This window comes from Arthrobacter sp. PM3, from assembly GCF_003352915.1.
Taxonomy (GTDB): Bacteria; Actinomycetota; Actinomycetes; order Actinomycetales; family Micrococcaceae; genus Arthrobacter.
Genome location: NZ_CP022314.1, coordinates 217,222 through 242,033, shown reverse-complemented (window position 1 = coordinate 242,033; position 24,812 = coordinate 217,222). Strand labels below are relative to the sequence as shown.

Below are 24,812 nucleotides of genomic sequence, written 5' to 3'. Positions count from 1 at the left end.
ACCTCCGAACGCGGGGTCATTCACAGCCCATTCCAGCGGGATTTATGGGCGCGGAGTGACCCCGCGTTGCTGTTTCGGGAGGAAAACCGCGGCGGTAGTCAGTAGGCTTACCGTCATGGATGAGCATGTCCCCCCTGGAGGCCTCCGGTGAGGCTCCGGCACAGCAACGCGTCCGGCCGCGGGTACCGCCGGGTCCCCGCCGGCACGGGCTTCAGCTACAAGGACCTGGACGGGTCCACGCTGCCGGCCGGCCCCGTCCGGGACCGGCTGGAGCATATCGGCATCCCCCCGGCCTGGACCGACGTCTGGATCGCGCCCTATGACAACGGGCATATCCAGGCGACCGGGCTCGACGCCGTCGGCCGGCGGCAGTACATCTACCACCCGAGCTGGCGCGAGAAAAAGGACCGGCTCAAGTTTGACCGCGCCCTCCAGCTGGCCGAGACGCTCCCGGCCGCACGCCGCCGCGTCACCATGGACCTGCGCTCGGAGGGACTCACCCGGGAGCGCGTGCTGGCGGCCGCGTTCCGGATGCTGGACAGCGGATCCCTCCGGGTGGGCTCCGAGCGGTACACGAACGAGAACGGCAGCCACGGCCTGGCCACCCTGCTGTGCGCCCACGTCCGCGTCCGCCAGGACGAACTCAGGCTCAGTTTTCCGGCCAAGAGCGGCAAGAACTGGGAGTCGCGGATTGACGACGCCGACCTCGCCGCCGTGGTGCGCCAGCTCAAGCGGCGCGGCGGCAACTCACGGCTGCTCGCCTACAAGGACGGCAGGCGCTGGCACCCGGTGTCCAGTGCGGACATCAATGAATACGTCAAGGAACGCACGGGGGAGGACTTCACCGCGAAGGACTTCCGCACCCTCCGCGGGACCGTGGCGGCGGCCGTCAGCCTGGCGCGGAGCGGGCCCCAGGCCAAGGTGTCCGCGCGCAAACGGGCGGTGAGCCGGGCCATGGTCGAGGCGTCGGAGGTGCTGGGCAACACGCCGTCGATTGCGCGGAAAAGCTACGTGGACCCCCGGCTCCTGGACCATTTCGCCTCCGGCGCGACCATTGACCCCAAACGCCTGGACTCCGCCGAATCCGAGGTCCGGGCGCTGCTCTACCAGCAGGGCGAAGTGGTGCCCTTGCGCGGCTAGCCCGGCCGGGTGCGGCCTGGCGGACAATTCCCGGCGAGCTGCTGCTCAGAACTGGCCGTTGATGAACCCGATGATGATGGCGGTCCACCAGCACAGCTGCGAGATCACGAGGCAGGACACCATGTGCACGCGCTGGCCCCTGGTCAGGTCCGTGAATGCCGCGTCGGCCGGCAGCCGGGCCAGCCGCCGCATGAGCGGGATGAGCAGGATCCCGTTCAGGCTCAGCACGAGGACGGCCGCGAGCTTGACGTCCGTCATCGGGTTGTACAGGTGCGGGCTCAGGAACACGCCCGTGGCCAGCAGGCCGCCGAGCCCGCCCCAGATCAGCGGTGTGGCCGCGCCGTCGAGGCGGATGATCTCGCCCAGTTCGCGCCTGCCGATGAGCCACAGGAAGCCGTGCCAGTCGACCAGGATGATGGCTCCGAAAGCCACCACCAGGGCCAGCACATGCATCACGACGGCGACGTTGAAGGCGAAGCTGTCCACGTGGACTTCGGTGGACAATACGACGGACAGCAGCCACGCCACCGCGGCCACGGCGCACAGGACGAACACGAGGCGCCGCGTGGAGCGCTCGGATTCGCGGTGCCTTCTGATGGTGCGTCTGCTGACGGGGATATAGCTCATGACATACCTCTGCGAGACCTGCCACCGATGACCGTCCCAGCCCGGCCCGAAGGTATATCCACGATAGTCCCGGGGCCTGGTGCCAACAAGGAAGCCGCGGCCCGACGCGGCGGGGACGAGGCCGCCAGGAGGGACTATCCCGCTGGTGATAAGTATGCTTACCTTAGCCCGGGCGTTGCGGCGCCCGGCGATTCCGGATTCGAAGACAGACGATAGGAAGCTCAACATGGCAGGAAATCTTGTGGCCCGCTCCATTCATGACCTCACCGCCGCCGCCTGGTTCGGGGGTTCGCTGATGGGTGCCATCGGACTCAACGGCGCCACGGCGGAAGCCAAGGACCCGGCGGAGCGCACCCGGTTGTCGAGCCTGGGGTGGAAGAAGTGGGCGCCGTACCAGGCTGCCGCATTCGGTGCGCATTTGATTTCCGGACTCGCCATCATGCGTGAAAACAAGGGGCGGCTTGCCGCGCAGGACGGCGTGGCCCGCCTGAGCGTGTACAAGTCGGTTGTCACCCTTGCCGGTGCGGCGGTCACCCTGTACGCCGGGCTGCAGGGCGCCAAGGTGGACAAGCTGGCCGCAGAGGGCGCCAAGGGCGCCACCGAACCGAAGCCTGAAGCTTCAGCCGAACTGCGGTCCGCGCAGCAGCAGTTGAAGATCCTGCAGTGGGCCATCCCTGTCTTTGCCGGCTGGGTGATCGTTCTCGGCGCCAAGCACGGCGAAATGCAGCGCCCCAGGAACGTCCTGAAGGGCCTCGTCCGCTAACGCGGGCCCGGGTCCCGGCTACGCCGGCACTGCCGGAGCCGCGCCCCTGGCGTGCGCTCCGGCATGCCGGAACCGCAGGATGAGTTTGAACAGTTCGCCGAGGAGCAGCAGCAGCACGGCCGGCACCAGGCAGGCCAGCCACTGTGCGCCGGTCAGCGGGACGGTGCCGAACAGGTCCTGCAGCACCCGGATCTGGGTGATCAGCATCGAACCGACAAAGGCCCACGCGAACGCCCAGAGCAGCTTCGGGTTGGAGATCGTGGAGGGGCCGAAGGCGCTCTCGGCGGGGTAGCGCAGGTTGAGGGCGACGGCGATGTTCATCAGCCCCAGCCCCACGATGGCCATGCTCTGGCCGATCTCGAGGGAGCCGTAGGAGGTTTTGCCAACCTGCACGAGGACCAGCGTCGCGGCCGCCATGAACAGCCCGACGACGAACAGGCGCACCATCATCGAACGGACAATGATCGGCTGGTTGAAGGGCCTCGGCTTGCGGTCCATGATGCCCGGTGTGGCGAGGTCCAGCCCCATGACCGCGCCGATCGGGGCGACGATCGCCATGTGGATCCACAGCACCTGGGCGGGGCTGAGCAGTGCCGTGCCGGCAATCGCGAAGGCGGACGATCCGATGAACGCCAGGATGAACATGAACAGGTTGGCGACCTGGATCCGGATGAACTTCTGCAGGTTGTCGTATACCAGCCGGCCTTCTTCGACGGCCGCCACGATGGTGGCAAAGTTGTCGTCGGCCAGGATCATCTTGGCCGCACCTTTGGCGACGTCGGTGCCCGTAATGCCCATCGCGATTCCGATGTCGGCCGCGGCGATGGCTGGCGCATCGTTCACGCCGTCGCCGGTCATGGCGACGACGTTGCCCTTGCGCTTGAGGACTTCGACCAGCCTGACTTTGTGTTCGGGCGCCACCCGGGCAATCACGCCGATTCCGTCCACCTGGCTGTCGGCCTCGTCGTCGCTCATTGCGGCGAACTCGGCACCCGTGACGGCACGGCCCCGGATGCCAAGTTCGCCGGCGATCGCCGCAGCGGTGACGGCATGGTCGCCAGTGATCATCCGGACCCGGATGCCGGCGTGCTTGGCCGTCGCGATGGCCGCCACCGCCTCGGCGCGCGGGGGGTCGACCTCGCCGATCAGCGCCGAGATCTCCAGATCCTGCATGAGCGCCATGAGGTCGCCGTCGGGGTCGAAGGTGGCCGGATCGAACTCCCGCTGGGCCAGGGCGAGCACCCGCCGGCCCTGGCCCGCGATGCGGTCGTTCTCGGCGAGGACTTTGCCGCGCATTTCCTCGGTGAGGGGCTCGGCGATCCCGCCGGGCATCCGCCCGAAGGATGACCGGCCCAGGACGACATCGGGGGCGCCCTTCACGTACGCCCGGACCACGGACCGGCCGTCGGCCCCGGGCATCAGGTGGAACGTGGCCATGAACTTGTAGTCGGAGTCGAAGGGCACCGACGCCACACGTGGGTTGTTCCTGCGGAATTCCTTGACGTCCACGCCGCCCTTCTGCGCCAGCACGTACAGGGCCGCCTCGGTCGGGTCGCCGACCACCTCGCCGTCGTTGATGTCAGAGTCATTGCACAGGGCACAGGGGAACATCACGTAGTCGAGGTCGCGTTCGGCATCCCCGGTGGTCCGCTGGACCTGGCCGTCGAAGCTGTAACCCTCACCGCTCACGGTGTAGTGGTGCTGCACCGTGCTGAACTCGCGCACCGTCATCTGGTTCAGGGTCAGGGTGCCGGTCTTGTCCGAATTGATCGCCGAGGTGGATCCCAGCGTCTCGACTGCCGGCAGGACCTTCATGATGGCGTTCTTCTTCGCCATGTTGACCGATCCCACGGACAGGATGGTGGTGACGACGGCGGGCAGCGCGTCAGGGATGGAGCCGACGGCCAGTGCCACGCCGATCCCGAAGAGCACCGCGAAGGAGTCGCCCGCTGCGAGGCCCATCACGACGATCGCGACGAAGGCGAAGAGGGCGGCGATGATGATGAAGATGGTGAGCCGGTCCACCTGCTTGGTGAGCGGGGTCTTCTCCACTTTCTGCCCGGACAGCATGTGGGCGATGTGGCCGACCTCCGAGCCCATGCCGGTGGTGGTGACGAGGATTTCGCCGTGACCGCGGGTCACGTTGGTGTTCATGAACGCCATGTTCAGGCGGTCGCCGATGCCGACGTCGTGCCCGCTGATGGCGCCGGTATCCTTCTCAACCGCGACGCTCTCGCCGGTCAGGGCGCCCTCCTCGATCTGCAGGGTCGCGGCCTGGATGATCCGGCCGTCGGCCGGGACGCGGTCGCCGGCGTCGACCACCACAATGTCCCCGGGCACGATTTCCTCGGCAGGGAGTTCCACCACGTCGCCGTCGCGCCGGACCTTGGCCATCGACTTCATCATCTGGCTGAGGGAAGCGGCGGCCGCTTCGGCCTTGCCCTCCTGGTGATAGCCCAGCCACGCGTTGAACAGCGTCAGCAGGGCGAGCCCGATTGCTGTCCCGTATTCCGCAATCACCAGGCTGACCAGGGCGGCGACCACGAGCACGATCTGCATATAGTCCCGGTAGTGCTTGAAGAACCGTTTCCAGACCGGCTCCTGCTTCGCGGCAGCCAGTGCGTTTGGGCCGTACTCCTGCAGCCGCTGCTGCGCCTCGGCTGCGCTCAGCCCGCTTGCCGGGTCCACCCCCAGCTCGGTTGCCACCTCCGCGGGTGCCAGGGCGTACCAGGCCGCGTCCGCTTCGGCCGGGGCCAGCCCCGCCGCTGCTCCGGGATTGTCGTTCATGACTTCCTCCTCATCGCCGGGGCACTGCTCAGAACGGAGTGGGGATGCGCCGCACTGCCAGGGTCGGCTCGCGGTAGTTGCCGGGCTTCTGGCGCTTGGGCAGTTCGACGTCGAGCCCCGGGAAGGGCTCGTAGGGCACCTGGCTGAGCAGGTGGCTGATGATGTTGAGCCGGCCGCGCTTCTTGACGTCGTTGTTGGCGACATACCACGGCGCCCACGCGGTGTCGGTGGCCTCAAACATGGCGTCCCTGGCCCGGGAGTAGTCATACCACCGGCTGTAGGACTTCAGGTCCATCGGCGACAGCTTCCACGTCTTGCGCGGATCGTCCTTGCGGCTCTCCAGCCGCCGGGTCTGCTCGTCGGGGCTGACTTCGAGCCAGTACTTGAGCAGGATGATCCCGGAGTCGACCATCGCCTTCTCCACCAGCGGTGTCATGTCCAGGAACCGCTGTGTCTGCTCCGGGGTGCAGAAGCCCATCACGCGCTCCACGCCCGCCCGGTTGTACCAGCTGCGGTCGAAGATGACCACTTCGCCGGCCGCCGGGAAATGCCCCATATAACGCTGCAGGTACATCTGCGACTTCTCCCGGTCGGTGGGAGTCGGCAGCGCCACTACCCGGAACACCCGGGGGCTGACCCGTTCGACGATCCGTTTGATCGTTCCGCCCTTGCCGGCCGTGTCGCGTCCCTCGAACACGATGCAGACCTTGGCTCCGGTGGCCTTCACCCATTCCTGCATCGCGACCAGTTCGCCTTGCAGGTTAGCCATCTCGGCTTCGTATTCCTTGCGGGGCATCTTTTTCCGGGACTGCCCGTCAGGGCCTGCCTGTTTGTCGGCGTTCTTCTTCTTTTTCTTGCCCACCGTCGACCTCCTCGCCGGGTGCTTGCCGGGGCGAATCAGGAAGCCGCGTTACGGGATCCGGCCTGCGCCCAAACCGCGTGCATGCGCGTGCAGCGTCCTGCAAGTCTCAGTGTTGACCCGGGGCAGTGTCCGGTCTACGGCACTAAGACCCTAATGAAGCGCCGAGCCCCTGCTGCTGGGCGCAGGGGCACGGCTGAGACTGAGCTTGGTACCGCGGCCTTGGAAAAACCCTAGGAAGCTACGCCCGGAGCCACTCGGCGCAGGTGTTGAGGTTCCGGGTGACGCTTTCGACGGCGGCGGCCTCGTCCCGCACGGCGATGGCCTCTACGAGTTCGTCATGGCCTTCGAGCGGCAGTCCGTTGAATCCTCCCCGCCGCTGCTGCCGGAGCAGGTCGTTGTGGAAGACCGCGCCGAAGCTGCTGTACAGCTCGTGCAGCAGCGGGTTGGCGGAGGCCTGGGCCACCCGCACATGGAAGTCCCAATCGGCGCGGGCCCAGCCGGCGTAGTCTCCGGCCAGCCACGCGTCGCGGCGTTCGGTGAGCAGCGCCCGCAGGGCCTCGACGTCGTCGTCCGTGGCGTGGCGGGCGGCGAGCCGGGCGGCCTGGGTGTCCAGCCCCACCCGGACTTCGAGGATGTGCTCCTGGGAATGGTCCTGCTGCATCCGCTGGGTGGCCCCGGCGATCTCGCTGGTGGCACGCACATACGTGCCGTCCCCGCGACGGACTTCCAGCATCCCGCAGTGGGCCAGTGCTTTGATGGCCTCGCGCAGTGTCCCGCGGGAGACGCCGAACGCCGCCATGAGCTCCGGTTCCGCCGGGATGCGCTGCTGCAGCGGCCATTCCCCCGAATGGATCAGCGCGCGCAGTTTGGCCGTGATTTCCTCCGCCAGCGGCGGGCGGTGTGAGGCAGTGAGGGTCATCGCCGGGTCCTTCCTGCCGGGGTGGCCGTCAGCAGGTGGCCGACGGCGATCTGGCCCAGGGCCACTGCCAGCAGGAGAACCAGCGGCGGGGTCCAGGAGCCGGTGGCGCTGTGCAGCAGGCCCATGCCGAACGGCCCGAGGGTTGCCAGCAGGTAGCCGGCCGACTGGGCCACGGTGGACAGCGCGGTGGTCTCGGCGGTGGTGCGGCCGCTGCGGCTGATCATCACCATGACCAGCGGGAAGATGCCGAGTCCGAAGCCCAGCAGGACCGCGGTCAGCGGCGCAAGGGCCGCCGGCAGGACAAGCATCGCCAGGACGCCAAGCGCCATCGTCACCGTGGCCAGGTAGAAGGAGGGCCGCAGCATCCGGGGCCGCGAACCGATGGCCACCAGCACCATCCCGGCGGGGACGGAGATGAGCTGCATGAGCCCGAACATCAGCCCGCTGTCCGAGGCGGTGAGCCCCATGGTGGCCAGCATGTAGGGGAACCAGCTCAGGACGGCGTAGGCCAGGAGCGCCTGCACCGTGAAGCCGAGCGTGATCAGCGCCCCGGTGCGGGTGCGCAGCAGCGGCCACGGGGACACGCGGGCGGCCTTGCCGGCGGTGGCGTTGCGGTGGGCGTGCACCGCAATCGGCAGGAAGCCCAGGCACGCGGACAGGGCCAGGAAGCCGATGGCGCCCACTCCGGCGGACGGTGAGCCCAGGGCCTGTGCCACCGGCACGATCAGCACGGCGGTGACCGTGGCCCCGGTGGTCATGGTCACGGTGTAGAGGGCGGTCATGAGGGATGTGCGGTCCGCGAAGTGAACCCGGATGAAGGCCGGCATGGCCACGTTGCAGACGGCCAGCCCGGACATTCCGGCCACCGTTCCGGCGAGCAGCATGCCGGTGGACGGGATGCCCCGCAGAAGCAGCCCTGCGGCGAGCATAACGAGGGAGAGCAGGATGGCCTTTTCCAGGCCGAGCCGGCGCGTGAGCCAGGCGGTGGCCGCGCCGGCGACCGCGAAGCACAGGGTCGGGATCGAGGGGAGCAGCGACGCGATCAGCGGGCCGTATCCGAGTACGGACTGCAGGTCATGGAAGAGCGCCGCGGACCCGGTGATGCCGGCGCGGAGGTTGAGGCCGATCAGCACGAGTGCCACGACGCCGGCGACGACCACGCCGCGCGGGCGTCCGGTACCGGGCGGAGCTGTCTGGGGGAGGGCGGAAACCGCGGTGCTGCTAGCCATGGTTAAAGGTTAGACGTTTGATGTTTGAGAGTCAGCCTTTAGTGGTGAACATCTCCCGTCCGGAGAACCTCCCAAAAGCAACGCGGGGTCAGATATCGCCCATGAAAGGCCCCGGGATGGGCGATATCTGACCCCGCGTTGCGGTGGCGCTGCAGTGGGAAGGGGGCTGTCAGCGCGGGTGGCGGGCGCCGAGCCGCTGGACAGCCAGCGCCAGCCAGAGCTGCACCCGGTCCGCCGTCTGGGCCGGGTCATAGCCGGTCAGGTCGGTGATCTGGGCCAGCCGGTAGCGGACCGTGTTGCGGTGCAGGGTGAGTTCCTCGGCGACGGCGGCCACCGAGCCGTTGTTGTTCAGGTAGCTCTCCAGCGTGGTCATGAGCTCGGCGCCGTGCGCCGCGTCGAAGGCCCGCAGGGGGTTCAGCGACTCGTTGGCCATGTCCGCCAACGGAACGTCCTCGCTGGCCAGCAGCAGCGAGGTCAGGCTCAGCCGCTCGGGTTCGTTGACCGGCAGGCCGTGGGTGGCCGCGTCGCGGGCCTCGAAGTAGCTCCAGCGCAGGCCGTTGGGCTTGGTGTAGGCCCCGCCGATGCCGATCGTGGCATGGATTCCGGCCTCGGCCAGGTGGTCGCTGAGGCCGCGGGCGAGGGTGCTGGCGCCGCTGCCGTCGTCGGGCGTCACCACCACGAGGTCTTTCCCGACGACGGCGCTGACCGCGTTCTCGAGCGGCTGGGGCAGGGAGGAGCTCCCGAGCTGCTTGTGGTGGGCGGCCGACTCGGCGAGCAGAACCACGTTTTTGCGGGTGCTGTTGATGCCGACGCCGGCAAGCCGCCGGGTGGCCTCGGACGTCTCCAGCGTTCCGTGAATGACGTCCTCGAGGACCTGGCCGGCCAGGGCGCGCTGGGCCTGGCGCTGCTTGACCATGTTGTTCAGCTCGACGCTGATCAGGTTCTGGGCGTAGCCGACAATGCCCGAGTCCTCGAAGGGCTGCTTCACCCACAGCGTGCAGGCGTCGCGGCGGCCCGTCGGGATGGGGTAGGAGGCCCAGCCCTCGGCGGTCGGGGCCGGATGGCCGGGCATGCTGTTGTACAGCTGCGCGGTGAACTGGGTCAGGATGATCTCGGTGCGCAGCATCGAGCCCAGGTGCTTGAGGAGCTCGGCCAGGCCGCCGCCGGTGAGCAGGGCCCGGGCCAGGATCTGGTGCCCGGCGATGAGCCGCTCGAGCTTGACGAAGTGGTCCGCCGATTGGGCATCGGCCACGAGCTTGCCGATCGCGATGAACGGGGTCTCGTAGGGCACCTCCACCACCGGCAGCCCCCAGCGGTTGGCCTCCGCGATGAGGGCCGGTGGCACGACGTCGTGCGTCAGGCCGACGCCGAAACCGATCCCCACGGCCCCGGCCCGCTGGACCTGGCGCACGAAGCGGCGCTGCTCCGCGGCACTCTTGAGCCGCATGCCCGTGGTCAGGATCAGTTCACCGCCGTTGAGGAAGCGCTGCGGATCCTCCTGCTCCGTGACCGCCACCCAGAGAATGTCTTGGTGCGACGTGGTCTCGGCGAGACCGGCCTTGGTGAGTTTGAGGGACGGAACCCCCAGCAGCGCGGCGAGTGAAATGGCCATGGATTCAGGATAGCCGGGTGCTGGGCAAGCGCACTAAAGCTTCGCGGAGATGGTGTGCAGGTGCCTATTCCCTGGCGTGCCGCGCTGGCATAGGCTCGTGACCAGCCCCACATCCGTCATTGGCAGTAAGAAAGAGGTTGCACATCGTGGTCCAAACCTTGCAGAACTTCATTAACGGCGAGTTCGTCACCCCCGCCGGCACAGGGTTGCTGCCCATTGTGAACCCCACCAACGGCGACGTGGTGGCCCAGGCGCCGGTCTCGGTGCAGGCTGACGTCGACGCCGCCATGACGGCGGCCAAGAACGCCTTCAAGACCTGGAAGCACACCACGCCGGGGCAGCGCCAGCTCATGCTGCTCAAGCTTGCCGACGCCGTTGAGGCCAACAGCGACGAGCTCGTGGAAGCCCAGCACCGCAACACCGGCCAGGTCCGGTCGCTGATCGCGTCCGAGGAAGTAGCCGCCGGCGCTGACCAGCTGCGCTTCTTTGCCGGCGCCGCCCGGATCATGGAAGGCAAGTCCGCCGGCGAATACTTCGAAGGCCACACCTCCTATGTCCGGCGCGAGCCGATCGGCGTCGTGGCCCAGGTCGCCCCGTGGAACTACCCGTTCCTCATGGCCATCTGGAAGATCGGCCCCGCTCTGGCCGCCGGCAACACCGTGGTCCTCAAGCCGTCGGACACCACGCCGGAGTCCACCCTGGTCCTGGCCCGGCTCGCCGGCGAGATCTTCCCGGCCGGCGTGCTGAACGTGGTCCTGGGCACCGGCGAGACCGGCGCCATGATGGTCGATCACAAGGTCCCTGGCCTGGTGTCCATCACCGGGTCCGTTCGCGCCGGCATCGCGGTCGCCTCGGGTGCCGCCAAGGGGCTCAAGCGCGCCCACCTGGAGCTCGGGGGCAAGGCCCCCGCGGTGGTGTTCGCCGACGCCGACATCAAGAAGAGCGCCGCGGCCATCGCCGAGTTCGCGTTCTTCAACGCCGGCCAGGACTGCACAGCGATCGCCCGCGTCCTCGTGGAGGATGCCGCGTACGATGACCTCGTCGCCGCCCTCGTCGAGCACACCAAGACGCTGCGCACCGGTTCGCAGAACGACGAAGACAACTACTTCGGCCCGCTGAACAACGTCAACCACTTCAACGCCGTCAAGTCCCTGGTGGAGTCCCTGCCGGAGAACTGCAGGATCGAGACCGGCGGGCACCAGGCCGGGGACAAGGGCTTCTTCTTCGAGCCCACGATCGTCACCGGCGCCCGGCAAAGCGATGACATCGTGCAGAAGGAAGCGTTCGGCCCGGTCATTACGGTGCAGAAGTTCAGCACCGAGGAAGAGGCTGTGGAACTGGCGAACGACGTCGACTACGCCCTCGCCTCGAGCGTCTGGACCACCAACCACGGCACCGCGATGCGCCTGAGCCGCGACCTCGACTTCGGCGCCGTCTGGATCAACACCCACATCCTCCTCACCGCCGAAATGCCGCACGGAGGTTTCAAGCAGTCCGGCTACGGCAAGGACCTGTCCATGTACGGCGTGGAGGACTACACCCGCATCAAGCACGTGATGAGCGCGCTGGACGCCTGACGCGCCGGGCGCTCAAACGTCCCGCACAACTGCCGCAGCCGCCGGCGCAAGACTGAACTGACGCAATAACCCGCGCGCATCAACCGCACGCTTAGAAAGGCCTTCCCATGACCACCACCGCACACGAAATCACCTACCGGCTCGAGCAGAAGCGCCGCGTCCAGGCAGACTTCCCGGGCCCCAAGTCCGTCGCCCTGACCGAGCGCCGCAAGTCGGTTGTGGCCGCCGGCGTCGCGTCCAGCGTCCCGGTGTACGTGGCCGACGCCGACGGCGGGATCATCCATGACGTCGACGGCAACTCCTTCATCGACCTCGGCTCCGGCATCGCCGTGACGAGCGTCGGCGCCTCGGACCCCGCCGTCGTCGGCGCCGTGAAGGAGGCCGTGGAGCACTTCACCCACACCTGCTTCATGGTCACGCCCTACGAAGGCTATGTCGCCGTCGCCGAGCAGCTGAACCGGCTCACCCCGGGCGACCACGAGAAGCGCACCGTCCTGTTCAACTCCGGCGCCGAGGCCGTCGAAAACGCCATCAAGGTGGCCCGCCTGGCCACCGGCCGGGACGCCGTCGTCGCGTTCGACCACGCCTACCACGGCCGCACCAACCTGACCATGGCGCTGACCGCCAAGGCCATGCCGTACAAGACCAACTTCGGGCCGTTCGCGCCCGAGGTCTACCGCATGCCGATGAGCTACCCGTACCGCGAGGAGAACCCGGAGATCACCGGTGCCGAGGCCGCCAAGCGCGCCATCACCATGATCGAGAAGCAGATCGGCGGCGACCAGGTGGCCGCGATCATCATCGAACCCATCCAGGGCGAGGGCGGCTTCATCGTCCCGGCCGAGGGCTTTCTGCCGGCCCTGGCCGCATGGGCCAAGGACAAGGGCATCGTCTTCATCGCCGATGAGGTCCAGTCCGGCTTCTGCCGCACCGGCGAATGGTTCGCCGTGAACCACGAAGGAGTCGTCCCGGACATCCTGACCATGGCCAAGGGCATCGCCGGCGGCATGCCGCTCTCCGCCATCACCGGCCGTGCGGACCTCCTCGACGCCGTCCACCCGGGCGGTCTCGGCGGGACCTACGGCGGCAACCCGGTGGCGTGCGCCGCGGCGCTCGCGTCGATCGGTTCGATGGAGCAGTACGGCCTCAACGCCCGCGCCAAGCACATCGAAGAGCTTGCCCTCGGCAAGCTGCGCGCCCTCGCGGCTGAGCAGCCGGTGATCGGCGATGTCCGCGGCCGCGGCGCCATGCTGGCGATCGAGCTCGTCCAGGCCGGTTCCAAGGAGCCGAACCCGGAGCTGACCAAGGCCGTCGCCGCCGCCTGCCTCAAGGAGGGTGTCATCATCCTCACCTGCGGCACCTACGGCAACGTCATCCGGCTGCTGCCGCCGCTGGTCATCAGCGACGAACTGCTGCTGGACGGCCTGGAGGTCCTGGCCGCGGCCATCAAGGCCCACGCCTAGGCACCCACCCAACAAGCTGCCGGGAAGGCAATCCCTTCCCGGGGACCGGTCCAACCGGAACAACGGACGAGCCGCGGAGACCATCCGCGGCTCGTCTGCTTTGTCCGGCACTTCTGGGCCGGCCTACTTCCAGTTGGTCGCGTCCAGCTGGACCGCCACCACGTACAGGTGCTGGCCCTGTTCGATTTTCTCCACCTCAAAGACCCGGACCCTGGTCTCCGGGACCGTCTCCATCGGACGGCCCACGCCGATCCCGTAACTGAGCACCCCCTCGAAGTCCCCGGCCGGCGCGTAGCTCGTGAGCGCCTTGTACCCGATCGCCGGCGCCGGGGCACTCGTCACGGTGCTGGCCGTGCCGTCGGCGGTGTGCGCCTGGGCGCCGTGGAACGTCACTTCGAGGATCGAACCGGTGCCGGGCATGTCGATGGGCTGTCCGCTGCCGTCGGCGACGAGTTCGTCAACAGTCTCGACGTCGTAACTGGGAAACCCGCCGGTGAACCGGAAGCTCAGCTGGTCATAGGGCGGGGCGTCGGAGGGATGCTGGCCCGCCCCGATGGCATGGAGAGCGGGCAAGGGAGGCGCCGGCGGCGGCGCGACCGGCACGGGGTTCTGGTGGTCCGTGCGGAACGGCGCATTGGGCCCTGGAACGGCCCAGTCGTGCGTGATCGTGGAGGAAATCACCTTGTCGCCGGGCTGCGGCGGGGCGGTTTCGTCAGCATCGCCGCTCAACGACGGCGCCGGGCTCGCCGACGGTGTCGCTGTCTGTGTCGCCGACGTCGTGGCGGCCGTCGCCGTGGCGGAGGGGGACGCCGGCTGGCTGCCGGCGGAGGGCTGCGGGGCCGGCGGCGTGCAGCCGGCCAGGAGCAGCGCGAGCGTCAGGGCTCCGAGTCCGGCGGCCCGTGCTCCGGCCCGTGCCCCGGCCCGGCTCACTGCGGCCTGCCCCGACCCCACGTTGGCCCTGCGGCTGCTGCTGGTGTTCATGGCCGCCTCCCCTCGACCATCCCAGCGTAGGCGCGGAAGATTCTGCAGCTCAGGGCCATTAGTCACCACCTTTTCCGGGGCCGCTGGACTAGAGTCGTTCCTACCACTGCAGGCACGCAGACCGGCCGACGACGCCCGGAACCCCCGGGGCGCAGCTGGCATCTGCCACAGACCCATAAGGGGTTCATTCATGCGATACGTAGTCGGCTACACACCCACCGAGCGCGGCGCGGATGCCGTTGCCCTGGCGTCAGCCATGGCCCGGGCCCAGGGAGCGCATCTCGACCTAGTTTTTGTGGTGGACCGGCACACGCCTTACGGGGCCACAAATCCGGAGGGAAGCCGGGCCAGCGCCGCGGAGCAGCAGATCCACTCGGCCGAGAGCCAGGGGATGGCGCTGGTGCCGGAAGGCCTGGAGGCACAGTTCCATGTCCGCCAGGCGGACTCCTTCGCGGCGGGCCTCATCGATGCGGCAATCGAGTACCGGGCCGGCCTGATCGTGGTCGGCGCCGCGAGCAGCGGCCTCTTCAAACGGCACACCGTGGGCAGCGTGGCCAACGCCCTCCTGCACGCCGCACCTGTCCCGGTGGCACTGGCGCCGCGCGGCTACCGCCGGACCGAGGCGGTCTCGCGCCTGACCCTCGCTGTGGGCCAGCGCCCCGGCGCGGAGGCGGCCATTGACGTCGCGATTGAATCTGCCGAGCGCCGCGGTGTTCCACTGCGCCTGGTGTCCCTCGTGGAGCTGGACGCCGAGGGCGACGGCGGCGAAAACGTCAATGCCGCCCATATCCACGCCAATACGGTCCTCGCCGCCGCCGCGCACCGCTTGCCGGAAGGCCACCAGGTCAGTGTGGAGGTGGCCCACGGCCGCACCATCGAGGAAGCGATTGATGACCTGGAGTGGGACGACGGCGAGGTCCTGATCGTGGGCTCCTCGCGCCTGGCGGAGAAGTACAAGCTGTTCATCGGCAGCACGGCCAATAAGGTGCTGCGGGCCCTCCCGGTGCCGATGGTGGTGGTCCCGCGTGACTACCAGCGGGTGGACACGATGCCCGAGGTCTAGGCGGCGCCGCCGCCCCCCGCTATCCGGGGAGGCGGTACTCCTCGGCCGTGAGATGCCAGAGCGTGCCGGTAGTGCTGACGATCAGTGTGTAGGTCCCCGGGTCGAGCGCGACGCCGATCGCCCCGGCGCTGGCTTTGACCAGGGACAGCACGGTGAGCGCCGGTCCTTTCGCGGGTTGGAGGTAGGCGACGGCCGGCCCGGTAAAGGTGTACTCGATGTGGAGCTTGCCAGTGAGGGTCAGGACCGGCCCGGAGGGATTCGTCGCGGAAGCCTCCGCGACGGTGACCCATTCCTTCACCGGCGGTGGTGGGCCCGGGTTCAGCACTGCGTTGACGGCGGTGACGGTGGCGGTGACAGTGCCGGTGACGGGAGCCGCGCTGACGCAGATCACCGTACCTACGAGGACGACGGTCAGGACGGTCGAGGCCAGGCGCAGGCCGCGGCGCAGGGTGTTGGTCCCGGCCAACGGCATGGACGCGCCGTCGGCAGCGTACTCTTTGGTGATTCGGAACAGGTCAATGAGCCACCAGATGCCGGCGCCGCCGAGTGTCAGCAGTTTCAGGGCGCCGGTGCCGGGCCTGCGCAGGTAGAACCGGTCCGCGCCGGTAAAGCCCAGACACAGGGATAGCAGCCAGGCAGTGCGCAGGGAGCGCATCGGCAGGAGGTCACCTTCGAAGGAAAGCCCGTACGGCTCAGTCGGGGGCACAATCCGATTCTCGGACAACCCCGTGGGGATGTCCACGGTGTTCCGAGCCAGCGTCCCGGCCCGACGATTCGTTCGGGGCCGGACGCCCAGGACCGCCCAGTACGCGGGGATGCTCCCGGGCGACCCGCCGGCCGCCATGGGCACCGTTTCCAGGACGGCAGGACCTTCCGCGATGAGCGTCCAGTGCCGCGCCGGGAACGCCAGCGAGCGTTGCCGGGCACCGAAGTGGCCCGGCTTCGGGAGGGCGGAGATGGCCTGGCGGAGCGGTCCCGGGATGTGGCTGCCGGTGGCCCCGAGGCCCCGGAGATAGTTCAGCGCGCCGCCGCCGACGTTCGTTTCCACTAGGTACACCCGCCCCGTGGTGCCGAGGAGCGCGGCGACCGACTCCGCCAGGCGTGCCTGCCGGCGCCGGCTCAGGACGTGGAAGACGCCGCGGACAAACACGTTGGCGTCGCCCAGGCCGCGGGCGAGCCTGGCCGCGGCCGCGGGGTCGGTGGCGTCCAGGCTCTTGAAGGCAAGGCCGGGGACCCGCGGGTGGGCTGATTCTGCGGCGGCCACGGCCTCCGGTGAGATGTCGACGCCCAGCACGGTGGGGAAGATTTCGGTGAGCTGCCGTGACATGGTGCCGTGGCCGCAGCCAAGGTCCACCACGGGAAGGCTGGTGTCCATGAGGTCCGCCATGCTCTGCAGGTGATGCCGGATCTCGGCGCCGTCCGTGCCGGGGGCGTCCCAGATGATCGGTTCGGTCAGGGACCCTCGCGACACGCCGCGCCAGAAGTCATTCCAGCGCCGGTCCGGGTGCCGCGGGCGGTGAAACGACAGCGTCACGACCCGGGCCACCAGCCGGACTGTGTCGGCGGCCCCGCGCAGGCCGGCGGCGCTCATGCGGCGGCGCCGTTGCTGTGAGCCAGCAGTTCCGTCATGTCCGCGACGGACAGCGGCCGGCTGAAGAAGTACCCCTGGCCGAATTCGCAGTCCAGCTGCCGCAGCCTGTCCGCCTGCTCCCGGTCCTCGATGCCCTCGGCGACGGCGCCCAGCCCGGCAGAGTGGATCAGCTGCAGGATGGCTGCGACGAACTTCTCCTGCTGGCGGTCCGTGGTCAGGCCCTGCAGCAGCGACTTGTCGATTTTCGCGCGCGCGGCGGGCAGGGAGCGCAGGTAGCTGATGGACGAATAGCCGGTCCCGAAGTCGTCGATCTCGATCCGGACGCCGAGGTCATTGAGCGACTGCATGGTGGCGGCCACTTCCGGGCCGCTGCGCATGACCGCGGTCTCGGTGATTTCAATCGAGACGTGGCAAGGGTCGACACCGTAGCGGGCCAGCAGGCTTTCGACAAAGGGCGCCAGCTCGATGTGGTGCAGGTCCGCCGGGGAGAGGTTGATGTGGGTGCTGAAGCCTGCCGGGAGCCCAGGATCGGCTTGCCAGCGGCCGGTCTGCGCGATGGCGTTCCGGAGCACCCAGTGGCCGATTTCCACCGTGAGTCCGGCTTCGTCGGCGGCGTCGAGGAAGCTGCCCGGCGCCAGCAGGCCCAGGTCCGGGTGGCGCCAGCGGATCAGGGCCTCCGCGCCGGCAATCGTGCCGGTGCGCAGATCCATGATGGGCTGGTATTCGAGCTCGAGCTCGTCCGTAGCCAGCGCCGTCCGCAGCTCGGCGACCAGGTGGACGCGTTGCTTGGCGGCCTCGTGCATGGCCGCGGAAAACACCAGGAGCGCGTCCCGGCCGCGTTTCTTCGCCTCGTGCATGGCGATGTTGGCATCGCGGATCAGCTCCTCGCTGCGGAGGCCCGGTTCGCCGATCCGGACGCCGGTTCCGGCCGTGAGGGCCACCGTGACGCCGCCGGCTACGATCTTCTCTTTCAGGGACTCGCCGAGCCGGGACGCAATCTGCAGCACGGTGTCGGTGTCCTGGTCCAGTACCAGAACGGCGAACTCATCGGCGCTGAGACGGGCGAGCAGGTGGCCGGGCCCGGCCGCGGCGCCCAGCCGGAGGGCCGCCTCCCGCAGGACGGCGTCCCCCGCGGCATGGCCGAGGCTGTCATTGATGAGCTGGAAGGAATCGAGGTCCAGCAGGATGAGGGCCGGCTGGCGGTCCCCGCCGGCCCGGGCGACGGCTTCGGCGGCTTTTTCCTGCAGGAGTGAGCGGCTGGCCAGGCCGGTCAGTTCGTCGGTGTTGATGACGCGGCGGAGTTCCGCCTTGGCGTCCTCCAGAAGCGCGGTCCGCTCGGCGACCCGGACTTCCAGGTCTTCGTACATGCTTTGGAGTTCCTCGGCGAGCAGGTTGATGCCGGTGGTGACGGCGTCGATGCCGTCGCGCGCCGGAGAGACCTGCAGACGGTTGGAGAGATCGCCCGAGGACAGGATGACGATGCCGTCCACGAGTTGCTCGAGGCGGCGGCTGTCGTCAGGCCCCGTCATGGCCCTGGGCGGTCAGCCATCTGACCGCCTCGTCGCTGTCGGTGAAAAAGCGTGTTGGAACCGGCGCCGAATTGACGCCGAGGAAGAAGTTGGCGAGGACACGGTCAACGGCGGAGGCACCGAGCAGCGCGATGGCGGAGGCGTCGCAGCGCTTGGCGAACACCGCCCGGGCGGCCCGGCTGACGGACTCTGTGGTGGCCATGTCGATCAGCAGCGGCGTGGGCCGGCCGCCGCACAAGGCATTGACCCGGTCCATGGCCATTTGGGCGTTGGGGGCATCGATCACGACACCCCTGGCCCATTCCAGGCGCAGGATGCCGCTGCTGTCGAAGCCCAGGGACGAGATATCCTGCGAATCCGGGGCCCCAAGGTCCTTTTCTGGCACCAGCAATCCTCAATTCCGCCGCAACGTGTCCATTCAAGATGACACTAACGCACGGAAGCCCCCCGGCGCAGTCGGCGGGCGGGCACGTCAGGCGGTGGCGCGGGCCCGCTTCCGGGTCGCGGAGGACTTGCCGGCGGCCAGCAGCATATCCAGGGTCAACACGAGCAGTGCCAGCCAGACGACGCCGAACCCGATCCAGCGGTCCAGGGTCATGGTTTCCTGGAACACGACCAGGGCCACAATGAACTGCAGGACGGGCGCGAAATACTGCAACAGGCCGATTGTGGTCATCGGCAGCCGGCGTGCGGAAGCCCCGAAGAACAGCAGCGGAACGGCGGTGATGACGCCCGACGCCGCCAACAGCCAGAAGTGTCCGGCACCGTTAGTGGTCAGCGTCGCTGCCCCGCTGACCGCGAGGACAATCATGGTGGCCGCCGCCAGCGGCGCCAGCACGATCGTTTCCACCGACAGGCTGGTGACCGCGTCCGCCCGCGGGCCCACCCGCTTCTTGACGAAGCCGTACAGCCCGAAGCTGAACGCCAGCGTGAGGGCAATCCACGGGAGCTTTCCGTAGGAGACCGTCAGCACGCCCACCGCAATGAAGCCGATCCCGACGGCGGCCCACTGCAGCGGCCGCAGCTTCTCCTTTAGGACGAAGACGCCCAGCAGTACCGAGACCAGCGGGTTGATGAAGTAACCCAGGGCCGCCTCGACGGCCTGGCCCGTGGTCACGCCATACGTGTAAGTCAGCCAGTTCACCGCGATCAGGGCCGCAGCGATGGACAGCGGGCCGATCACCGCACGGTTCCGGAACGCGTCGGTCAGCACCCGCCAGGACCGCGTGACCGTGACCAGCAGGATGCAGAACACCAGGGACCAGACCACCCGGTTGGCCACGATCTCGACCGCGCCGGCCGGGTGGAGCACGAAGAAGTAGAGGGGAAGAAGGCCCCACAGCCCGTAGGCGCCGATCCCGAACAGGATTCCCGCCGTCGTGTCCTTGTCGACCGGCTTTAGGCCGGCCGGCGGCACGGAGGCCGGGCGGGTCGCCGGTGCTGGAGGTGTGGCCGGCGGGGCGGGGGAGAAGGATCCTTCGGGTTTGGGCACAAGACCAATAACACCACCCGGGCCTCGCCTATTCCTACCCGCCGGAGCGCGAGCGGCGCTGCGACATTTAGAATAAGGGCCTGTGCGCTGTTCTACTGGCGCTGTCCTCAGACTCAGAAGGGCTCCCGGTGTCCAACTCGGCCGAATCCACATCCACTCGTCCACTGCGTGTCGCGATTGTCGGCGCCGGTCCGGCCGGCGTCTACGCCGCGGACATCCTGACGAAGTCCAATGAGGTCAAAGGCGGCGACGTCGAGGTCAGCATCGACCTCTTCGAGGCGTATCCGGCGCCGTACGGCCTGATCCGCTACGGGGTGGCGCCGGACCACCCGCGGATCAAGGGAATCGTCAATGCCCTGCACAAAGTCCTGGATCGCGGCGACATCCGCTTCCTCGGCAACGTCACCTACGGCCGGGACCTGACGCTGCACGACTTCCGGGCCTTCTACGACGCCGTCATCTTCTCCACCGGGGCCATCAAGGACGCCGACCTGGACATCCCCGGGATCGGGCTCGAGGGCTCCTTCGGCGGCGCCGATTTTGTTTCCTGGTACGACGGCCACCCCGACGTGCCGCGGGACTGGCCGCTGGAGGCCAAGGAGATCGCGGTGATCGGCAACGGCAACGTGGCCCTCGACGTGGCCCGCATGCTGGTCAAACACGCCGACGAACTCCTGGTCACCGAAATCCCGGACAACGTCTACCGGGCACTGAAGGATTCGCCGGTCACCGACGTCCATGTCTTTGGCCGCCGCGGCCCGGCCCAGGTGAAATTCACCCCGCTTGAGCTGCGCGAACTCAGCCACGCCAAGGACGTGGACATCGTCCTGTACCCCGAGGACTTCGAGTTCGACGAAGCCTCCGATGAGGCCATCCGCAGCAACAACCAGATCCGCACCATGGTCAACACCCTGACCAACTGGCTCGTCGAGGAGCACACCGAGGCCGAGGAACCGTCCTCGCGCAGGCTGCACCTGCACTTCCTGCACAGCCCCGTCGAAGTCCATGACGACGCCGCGCACCCCGGCAAAGTCACCGGCATCAAGTTTGAACGCATGCAGCTGGACGGCACCGGCAACGTCAAGGGCACCGGCGAGTTCCTGGACTACCCGGTCCAGGCCGTCTACCGTGCCATCGGCTACCACGGTTCGCCGCTGGACGAGCTGGAATACGACGCACGCCGCGGCATCGTGCCCAACGTGGGCGGCCGCGTCCTGGACGCCGAGGGAAATCCTGTCCCGGGGATCTACGCCACGGGCTGGATCAAACGCGGACCGGTCGGACTGATCGGCCACACCAAGGGCGACGCCCTGGAGACCATCGGGTTCCTGCTGGAGGACCGGCTCACGTTGCCGCCGGCCCAAAACCCGGACCCGCAAGCCATCATCGACCTGCTGCACGAGCGGGGGATCCAGTACACAACTTGGGAAGGCTGGATCAAACTCGATGCCCATGAGCTCGCCCTCGGCGCGGAGTGGTCCGCGGCGGAGTCCGCCAACGGGATCGAACGGGAACGCATCAAGGTGGTGCCGCGCGAGGACATGATCGAGATTTCGCGCAGCTAAGCTCACGCGGCGCTGATCTTTCAGTGTGGTGCGGATTCTTTTGCGCTGCGCGGATTCTTTCGGGCTGCGCAGCGGACCTGGCGCGCGGGGTATTCCAGCCGCGGAGGAATATTTGCGCGTCGGGGAGGCGCTGGCGCGTCGCTGCCCTGTCCTGACGCGGCGCCCGGACGTAGAATTTCCACGCACAAGGACCGCCGCAACGGGCCCATAACGGCTGGCTTCCGCGCGTCAGTTCCGGTGCTGCGTTTCCCTTCAATGCTTGCCGCTCTCCAGTTCCCGCGTTTCATTTCCCCCGTTTAAATTCCCTCGTTTCAGTTCCCGCGTTTCATTTCCCTCCGGGAGGGTGCCGTGGACGAACAACTCCGCTGGATGGATGCCACGGAGCAGGCCGAACTGGTCCGCTCCGGCCAGGTTGCGGCCGCCGAACTCGTCAGCGAGGCGCGGGACCGGATCAGGGCACTGAACCCGGCCGTCAATGCCGTGATCAGCGAGTTCGACCCCGACCCGAATGCCCAGGATGCTGCCCTGGCCGATGACAGCCCGTTTCCCGGGGTGCCGTTCCTCGTCAAAGACCTCGCACTGGAAATCGCCGGCACGCCGTTCTCCGAGGGCTCACGCTGGCTCGCCGGAAACGTCTCCCGCCACGACCAGGACCTCGCACTGCGCTTCCGCCGGGCCGGGCTGACCGTCATCGGCAAAACCAACACCTGTGAGTTCGGCCTGAGCCCGCACTGCGAACCGGCGCTTTACGGGGCCACGCACAACCCCTGGGACCTGTCCCGGTCCACGAGCGGATCAAGCGGCGGCTCCGCCGCGGCCGTCGCCGCCGGAATCGTCCCGATGGCCCACGGCAACGACCTCGGCGGCTCGCTGCGCTATCCGGCGGCGTGGTGCGGACTCATCGGCCTCAAACCCACCCGGGGCCGGGTCCCGCTGGGCCCCGAATACGGCGACGTCGTCGGGGGCCTCGCCGCCGAATTCGCCCTGACCCGCACGGTCCGCGACGCCGCGGCGCTGCTGGACGCCGTCGCCGGCCCGGCCCCGGGGGACCCCTACCGTGCACCGCCGCAGCTGCGCCCCTACACAGCCGAGACCCGGACGCCGCCCGGGCGGCTCAGGATCGCCGCGACGGCCACCCCCAACCGCGGCCAGACGGTCCATCCTGACTACCTGCGGGCCTTCGAAACCACCGTCCAGCTGCTGGGCAGCCTGGGCCACGACGTCGTGGAAGCGCACCCCGAACCGCTGGACCGGGCCGGGCACCGGGCCATCCGGGCCGTGTACGCCGCCGCGGCGGCCTGGATTGAGGGCTATTGGACACGTCGGACGGGCCGCGGGCCGGAAGCAGGCGAGCTGGAACCGTATACCGAGGTGCTGTTCGGGCGCGGCCGGACCGTCAGCGCCGGCGCCTACCTGCAGGGCGTCGAGGAGCTGCAGCGGTTCAGCCGCCGCGTGGCCGGCTTCTTCCAGTCCTACGACCTGTGGCTGACACCGACCGTCGGCTGGCCGCCGCTGCCGCTGGGCACGCTGACCGGGACGGCGGAGGACCCCGTTCGCGGGGAACGCGAGGCTGGCCGTTTCCTGATGTTCGACGGCGAGTACGCCAATATCACGGGCAACCCGGCCATGTCCGTGCCGCTGGGCACCGATTCGGCCGGGCTGCCGGTCGGAATGTCCTTCCTCGCGGACTTCGGCGCCGAAGCAATCCTCTTCCGGCTGGCCGCCCAGCTGGAGGACGCCAGCCCCTGGGCCGGGCGGCGGCCCGCACTCCACCCCTCGACGTGAAGGAGACCCGCCATGTATTTGGGAATGTACAGCTTCCGCGGCGACCCGGCGGAGCTTCTCGCCGGGCATGACCGCATGCTCGCCCTCCTGCCCGAGGGGCAGCTGGAACTGCACGTGTGCGTGCAGACGGACGAGGGCATCGCCGTGCTGGACACGTGCCCGAGCCGGGAAGTCTTTGACCGGTTCAGCAGCAGCAGCCAATTCCGGGAGCTGGTGGCCGCCGCCGGCCTGCCCGGCCCCGAGATCCGGCACCTGGGGGACGTCAGGAGCTATGTCCTGCCGCCGGGGGCCGACACCGGCTGAGCCGGTCGGGGCCGCTGCCGGGTGCGTTTCCAAACTCCCCGCACGGAACTAGACTTGGCCGGACGAGGCGGCCTCCGGCACGCCGTCGAGCCCGTCCGGTGGGAGTTCAATGAGGAATCTGGTCCATCCGGCAGCACTGCTCCCGCCAGCAGGCGGAGTCACCGCAGCGCTGCGGCAAAAGCATGCCCGCGCGGGGCACGAGGAACTGGACTCCCACGGACCGGTCTTCCCCGAGGACCTGCACCTGCCCGGACTGAGCACCCTGATCCGGGAATCGTGGCGGCGGTCCGCGGAACTGCACGCCAACCCGGACATCCCCGAAGCGCCGCTGGCCATGGACCGCGAGGAACTTGAAGACTACCGCCGCCGGCATCCTCTGGCAGCGATCATGCCCGTGATCCACAAGCTCCTGGTCCTGCCCAGCCATGACAGCGGGATGCTGGTGGCCGTGGGCGACGAGGTCGGCCGGCTGCTCTGGGTCGAAGGCGACACCGCCCTGCAGCGGCGGGCCGAAGGCATGATGTTCGTCCCGGGCGCCGACTGGTCCGAGGCGACGGTGGGCACCTCTGCCCCGGGCACCGCGCTGGCCCTGGGCCGGGGCATCCAGATTTCCGGTGCCGAACACTACAAGCGCTCGGTCCACCCGTGGAGCTGCACGGCCGTGCCGTTCCACGACCCCGACTCCGGGGCCCTGCTGGGGGTCGTGGACATCACCGGCACGGAATCGGCCGTGGCCCCGCACACGCTGTCCCTCGTTGAGGCCACGGTGGCCGCGGCCCAGGCGCATCTGCGGGTGGAACGGCTGCAGCTGGCCGCCGCCCGCCAGTCCGCGCCGTCCCGCCGGCGGGGACCGGCCGCGCCGACGCCGGCCGGGCCGCCGCCGGCCGGAAGCCTGTACCGTAACAGCCTGCAGCTGCTCGGCCGTGATCAGGCACTGCTGAGCATTGACGGGCGCACCGTCGCCCTGTCCGCCCGGCACAGCGAGATCCTGGCCCTGCTCAGCACCCACCCCGCAGGGCTCAACGCCGAGGAACTGTGCACCCTGCTCTACCCCGGTGAGGCCTCCACCATGACGCTGCGCGCCGAAATGGTGCGCCTGCGCAAGGTCCTGCAGCAGCTCAACCCCGACGCCGTCCCGGAATCGCGCCCCTACCGGCTGCCGCTGGACCTGGTTCCGGACTCCGGGCAGGTGCTGAACTGCCTGCAGCGCGGCGCCCACCGGATAGCGCTGGAAATTTACCGCGGCGCCGTGCTGCCGCGCTCGGAGGCTCCCGGCATCGTGGAACTGCGCGGCAGGGTCTCCGCGCTGATGCGTGAGGCCCTCCTGACGGACGGCAGCGCCGAGTCGCTGCTCAAGTACGCCGAGCTTCCTGAAGCCAAAGACGACGTCGAGGTCCGCACCGCCGCGCTGAAGCTGCTGGCGCCCCGCTCGCCCAAGCGTGCCGCCGTCGTCGCCGACCTCGAACGGCTGGACCGGGAACTGGGCGCCTGACCCGCGCCTGCGCCGCGCCTGCCCCGGGCGCC

General features: G+C 68.7%; 20 protein-coding genes. 9 read left to right on the top strand and 11 right to left on the bottom strand.

The annotated features are described in order from the left end of the window. Positions 1-147: 147 nt before the first annotated feature. Complete coding sequence (locus tag CFN17_RS01185) at positions 148-1,140, top strand: DNA topoisomerase IB (RefSeq protein ID WP_208749597.1); 993 nt, start codon at positions 148-150, stop codon at positions 1,138-1,140. 45 nt (positions 1,141-1,185) lie between these two features. On the opposite strand, the gene CFN17_RS01180 is transcribed toward CFN17_RS01185, so the two are convergent. Then, positions 1,186-1,767, bottom strand: a complete 582-nt coding sequence (locus CFN17_RS01180) for a hypothetical protein (RefSeq protein WP_208749596.1) — start codon at positions 1,765-1,767, stop codon at positions 1,186-1,188. A gap of 226 nt (positions 1,768-1,993) precedes the next feature. Here CFN17_RS01180 and CFN17_RS01175 point away from each other — a divergent pair, with 226 nt between their 5' ends. Beyond that, positions 1,994-2,530 carry a hypothetical protein gene (locus tag CFN17_RS01175; RefSeq protein WP_208749595.1) on the top strand — a complete coding sequence of 179 codons (537 nt, stop codon included), beginning with the start codon at positions 1,994-1,996 and terminating at the stop codon, positions 2,528-2,530. 18 nt (positions 2,531-2,548) lie between these two features. Here the strand turns inward: CFN17_RS01175 and CFN17_RS01170 are convergent, their stop codons facing one another. The 5 genes from CFN17_RS01170 to CFN17_RS01150 form a co-directional block, all read right to left on the bottom strand. Further along, positions 2,549-5,317, bottom strand: a complete 2,769-nt coding sequence (locus CFN17_RS01170; protein ID WP_261792299.1) for an HAD-IC family P-type ATPase — start codon at positions 5,315-5,317, stop codon at positions 2,549-2,551. Positions 5,318-5,345: 28 nt separating this feature from the next. After that, on the bottom strand, positions 5,346-6,179 hold the full coding sequence (ppk2, locus tag CFN17_RS01165) for a polyphosphate kinase 2 (protein WP_222612647.1): 834 nt from the start codon (positions 6,177-6,179) through the stop codon (positions 5,346-5,348). Between the two features lie 238 nt (positions 6,180-6,417). Next, a complete protein-coding gene (locus CFN17_RS01160; RefSeq protein WP_208749594.1) occupies positions 6,418-7,098 on the bottom strand; it encodes a FadR/GntR family transcriptional regulator in 681 nt (226 codons plus the stop codon). Next, positions 7,095-8,327, bottom strand: a complete 1,233-nt coding sequence (locus tag CFN17_RS01155; protein ID WP_261792298.1) for an MFS transporter — start codon at positions 8,325-8,327, stop codon at positions 7,095-7,097. Before CFN17_RS01155 ends, CFN17_RS01160 begins: the two co-directional genes overlap by 4 nt. A 169-nt stretch (positions 8,328-8,496) precedes the next feature. After that, positions 8,497-9,939 (bottom strand): PucR family transcriptional regulator, encoded by a 1,443-nt coding sequence (locus tag CFN17_RS01150; protein WP_208749593.1) that lies wholly within the window; start codon positions 9,937-9,939, stop codon positions 8,497-8,499. Positions 9,940-10,085: 146 nt separating this feature from the next. Here CFN17_RS01150 and CFN17_RS01145 point away from each other — a divergent pair, with 146 nt between their 5' ends. After that, positions 10,086-11,516 (top strand): gamma-aminobutyraldehyde dehydrogenase, encoded by a 1,431-nt coding sequence (locus CFN17_RS01145; RefSeq protein ID WP_208749592.1) that lies wholly within the window; start codon positions 10,086-10,088, stop codon positions 11,514-11,516. A 107-nt stretch (positions 11,517-11,623) separates the two neighbouring features. After that, positions 11,624-12,979, top strand: coding sequence for a 4-aminobutyrate--2-oxoglutarate transaminase (gene gabT, locus CFN17_RS01140; RefSeq protein ID WP_208749591.1), 1,356 nt, complete (start codon positions 11,624-11,626; stop codon positions 12,977-12,979). Between the two features lie 123 nt (positions 12,980-13,102). Here the strand turns inward: gabT and CFN17_RS01135 are convergent, their stop codons facing one another. Further along, the gene (locus CFN17_RS01135) at positions 13,103-13,960 is read right to left on the bottom strand and encodes a hypothetical protein (RefSeq protein WP_208749590.1); all 858 of its coding nucleotides are present in this window, start codon (positions 13,958-13,960) and stop codon (positions 13,103-13,105) included. 190 nt (positions 13,961-14,150) lie between these two features. On the opposite strand from CFN17_RS01135, the gene CFN17_RS01130 reads away from it, so the two are divergent. Beyond that, positions 14,151-15,023 (top strand): universal stress protein, encoded by an 873-nt coding sequence (locus tag CFN17_RS01130; protein WP_208749589.1) that lies wholly within the window; start codon positions 14,151-14,153, stop codon positions 15,021-15,023. A gap of 19 nt (positions 15,024-15,042) precedes the next feature. On the opposite strand, the gene CFN17_RS01125 is transcribed toward CFN17_RS01130, so the two are convergent. The 4 genes from CFN17_RS01125 to rarD form a co-directional block, all read right to left on the bottom strand. Then, entirely contained in the window at positions 15,043-16,614 is a 1,572-nt protein-coding gene (locus CFN17_RS01125; RefSeq protein ID WP_208749588.1) for an NINE protein, read from the bottom strand. Further along, positions 16,611-18,143: a bifunctional diguanylate cyclase/phosphodiesterase gene (locus CFN17_RS01120; protein ID WP_208749587.1), complete on the bottom strand. Its 1,533-nt coding sequence runs from the start codon at positions 18,141-18,143 to the stop codon at positions 16,611-16,613. Before CFN17_RS01120 ends, CFN17_RS01125 begins: the two co-directional genes overlap by 4 nt. Continuing rightward, positions 18,130-18,528 carry an STAS/SEC14 domain-containing protein gene (locus CFN17_RS01115; RefSeq protein ID WP_395925858.1) on the bottom strand — a complete coding sequence of 133 codons (399 nt, stop codon included), beginning with the start codon at positions 18,526-18,528 and terminating at the stop codon, positions 18,130-18,132. Before CFN17_RS01115 ends, CFN17_RS01120 begins: the two co-directional genes overlap by 14 nt. Positions 18,529-18,615: 87 nt before the next feature. Further along, positions 18,616-19,635: an EamA family transporter RarD gene (gene rarD, locus CFN17_RS01110; RefSeq protein WP_208749586.1), complete on the bottom strand. Its 1,020-nt coding sequence runs from the start codon at positions 19,633-19,635 to the stop codon at positions 18,616-18,618. A gap of 128 nt (positions 19,636-19,763) precedes the next feature. On the opposite strand from rarD, the gene CFN17_RS01105 reads away from it, so the two are divergent. The 4 genes from CFN17_RS01105 (at position 19,764) to CFN17_RS01090 (ending at position 24,780) form a co-directional block, all read left to right on the top strand. Continuing rightward, on the top strand, positions 19,764-21,200 hold the full coding sequence (locus CFN17_RS01105; RefSeq protein ID WP_208749585.1) for an FAD-dependent oxidoreductase: 1,437 nt from the start codon (positions 19,764-19,766) through the stop codon (positions 21,198-21,200). 348 nt (positions 21,201-21,548) lie between these two features. After that, positions 21,549-22,985 (top strand): amidase, encoded by a 1,437-nt coding sequence (locus tag CFN17_RS01100; protein WP_222612646.1) that lies wholly within the window; start codon positions 21,549-21,551, stop codon positions 22,983-22,985. A 12-nt stretch (positions 22,986-22,997) separates the two neighbouring features. Continuing rightward, on the top strand, positions 22,998-23,288 hold the full coding sequence (locus CFN17_RS01095; RefSeq protein WP_208749584.1) for a hypothetical protein: 291 nt from the start codon (positions 22,998-23,000) through the stop codon (positions 23,286-23,288). A gap of 109 nt (positions 23,289-23,397) precedes the next feature. Next, on the top strand, positions 23,398-24,780 hold the full coding sequence (locus tag CFN17_RS01090) for a GAF domain-containing protein (protein ID WP_208749583.1): 1,383 nt from the start codon (positions 23,398-23,400) through the stop codon (positions 24,778-24,780). Positions 24,781-24,812 lie beyond the last annotated feature (32 nt).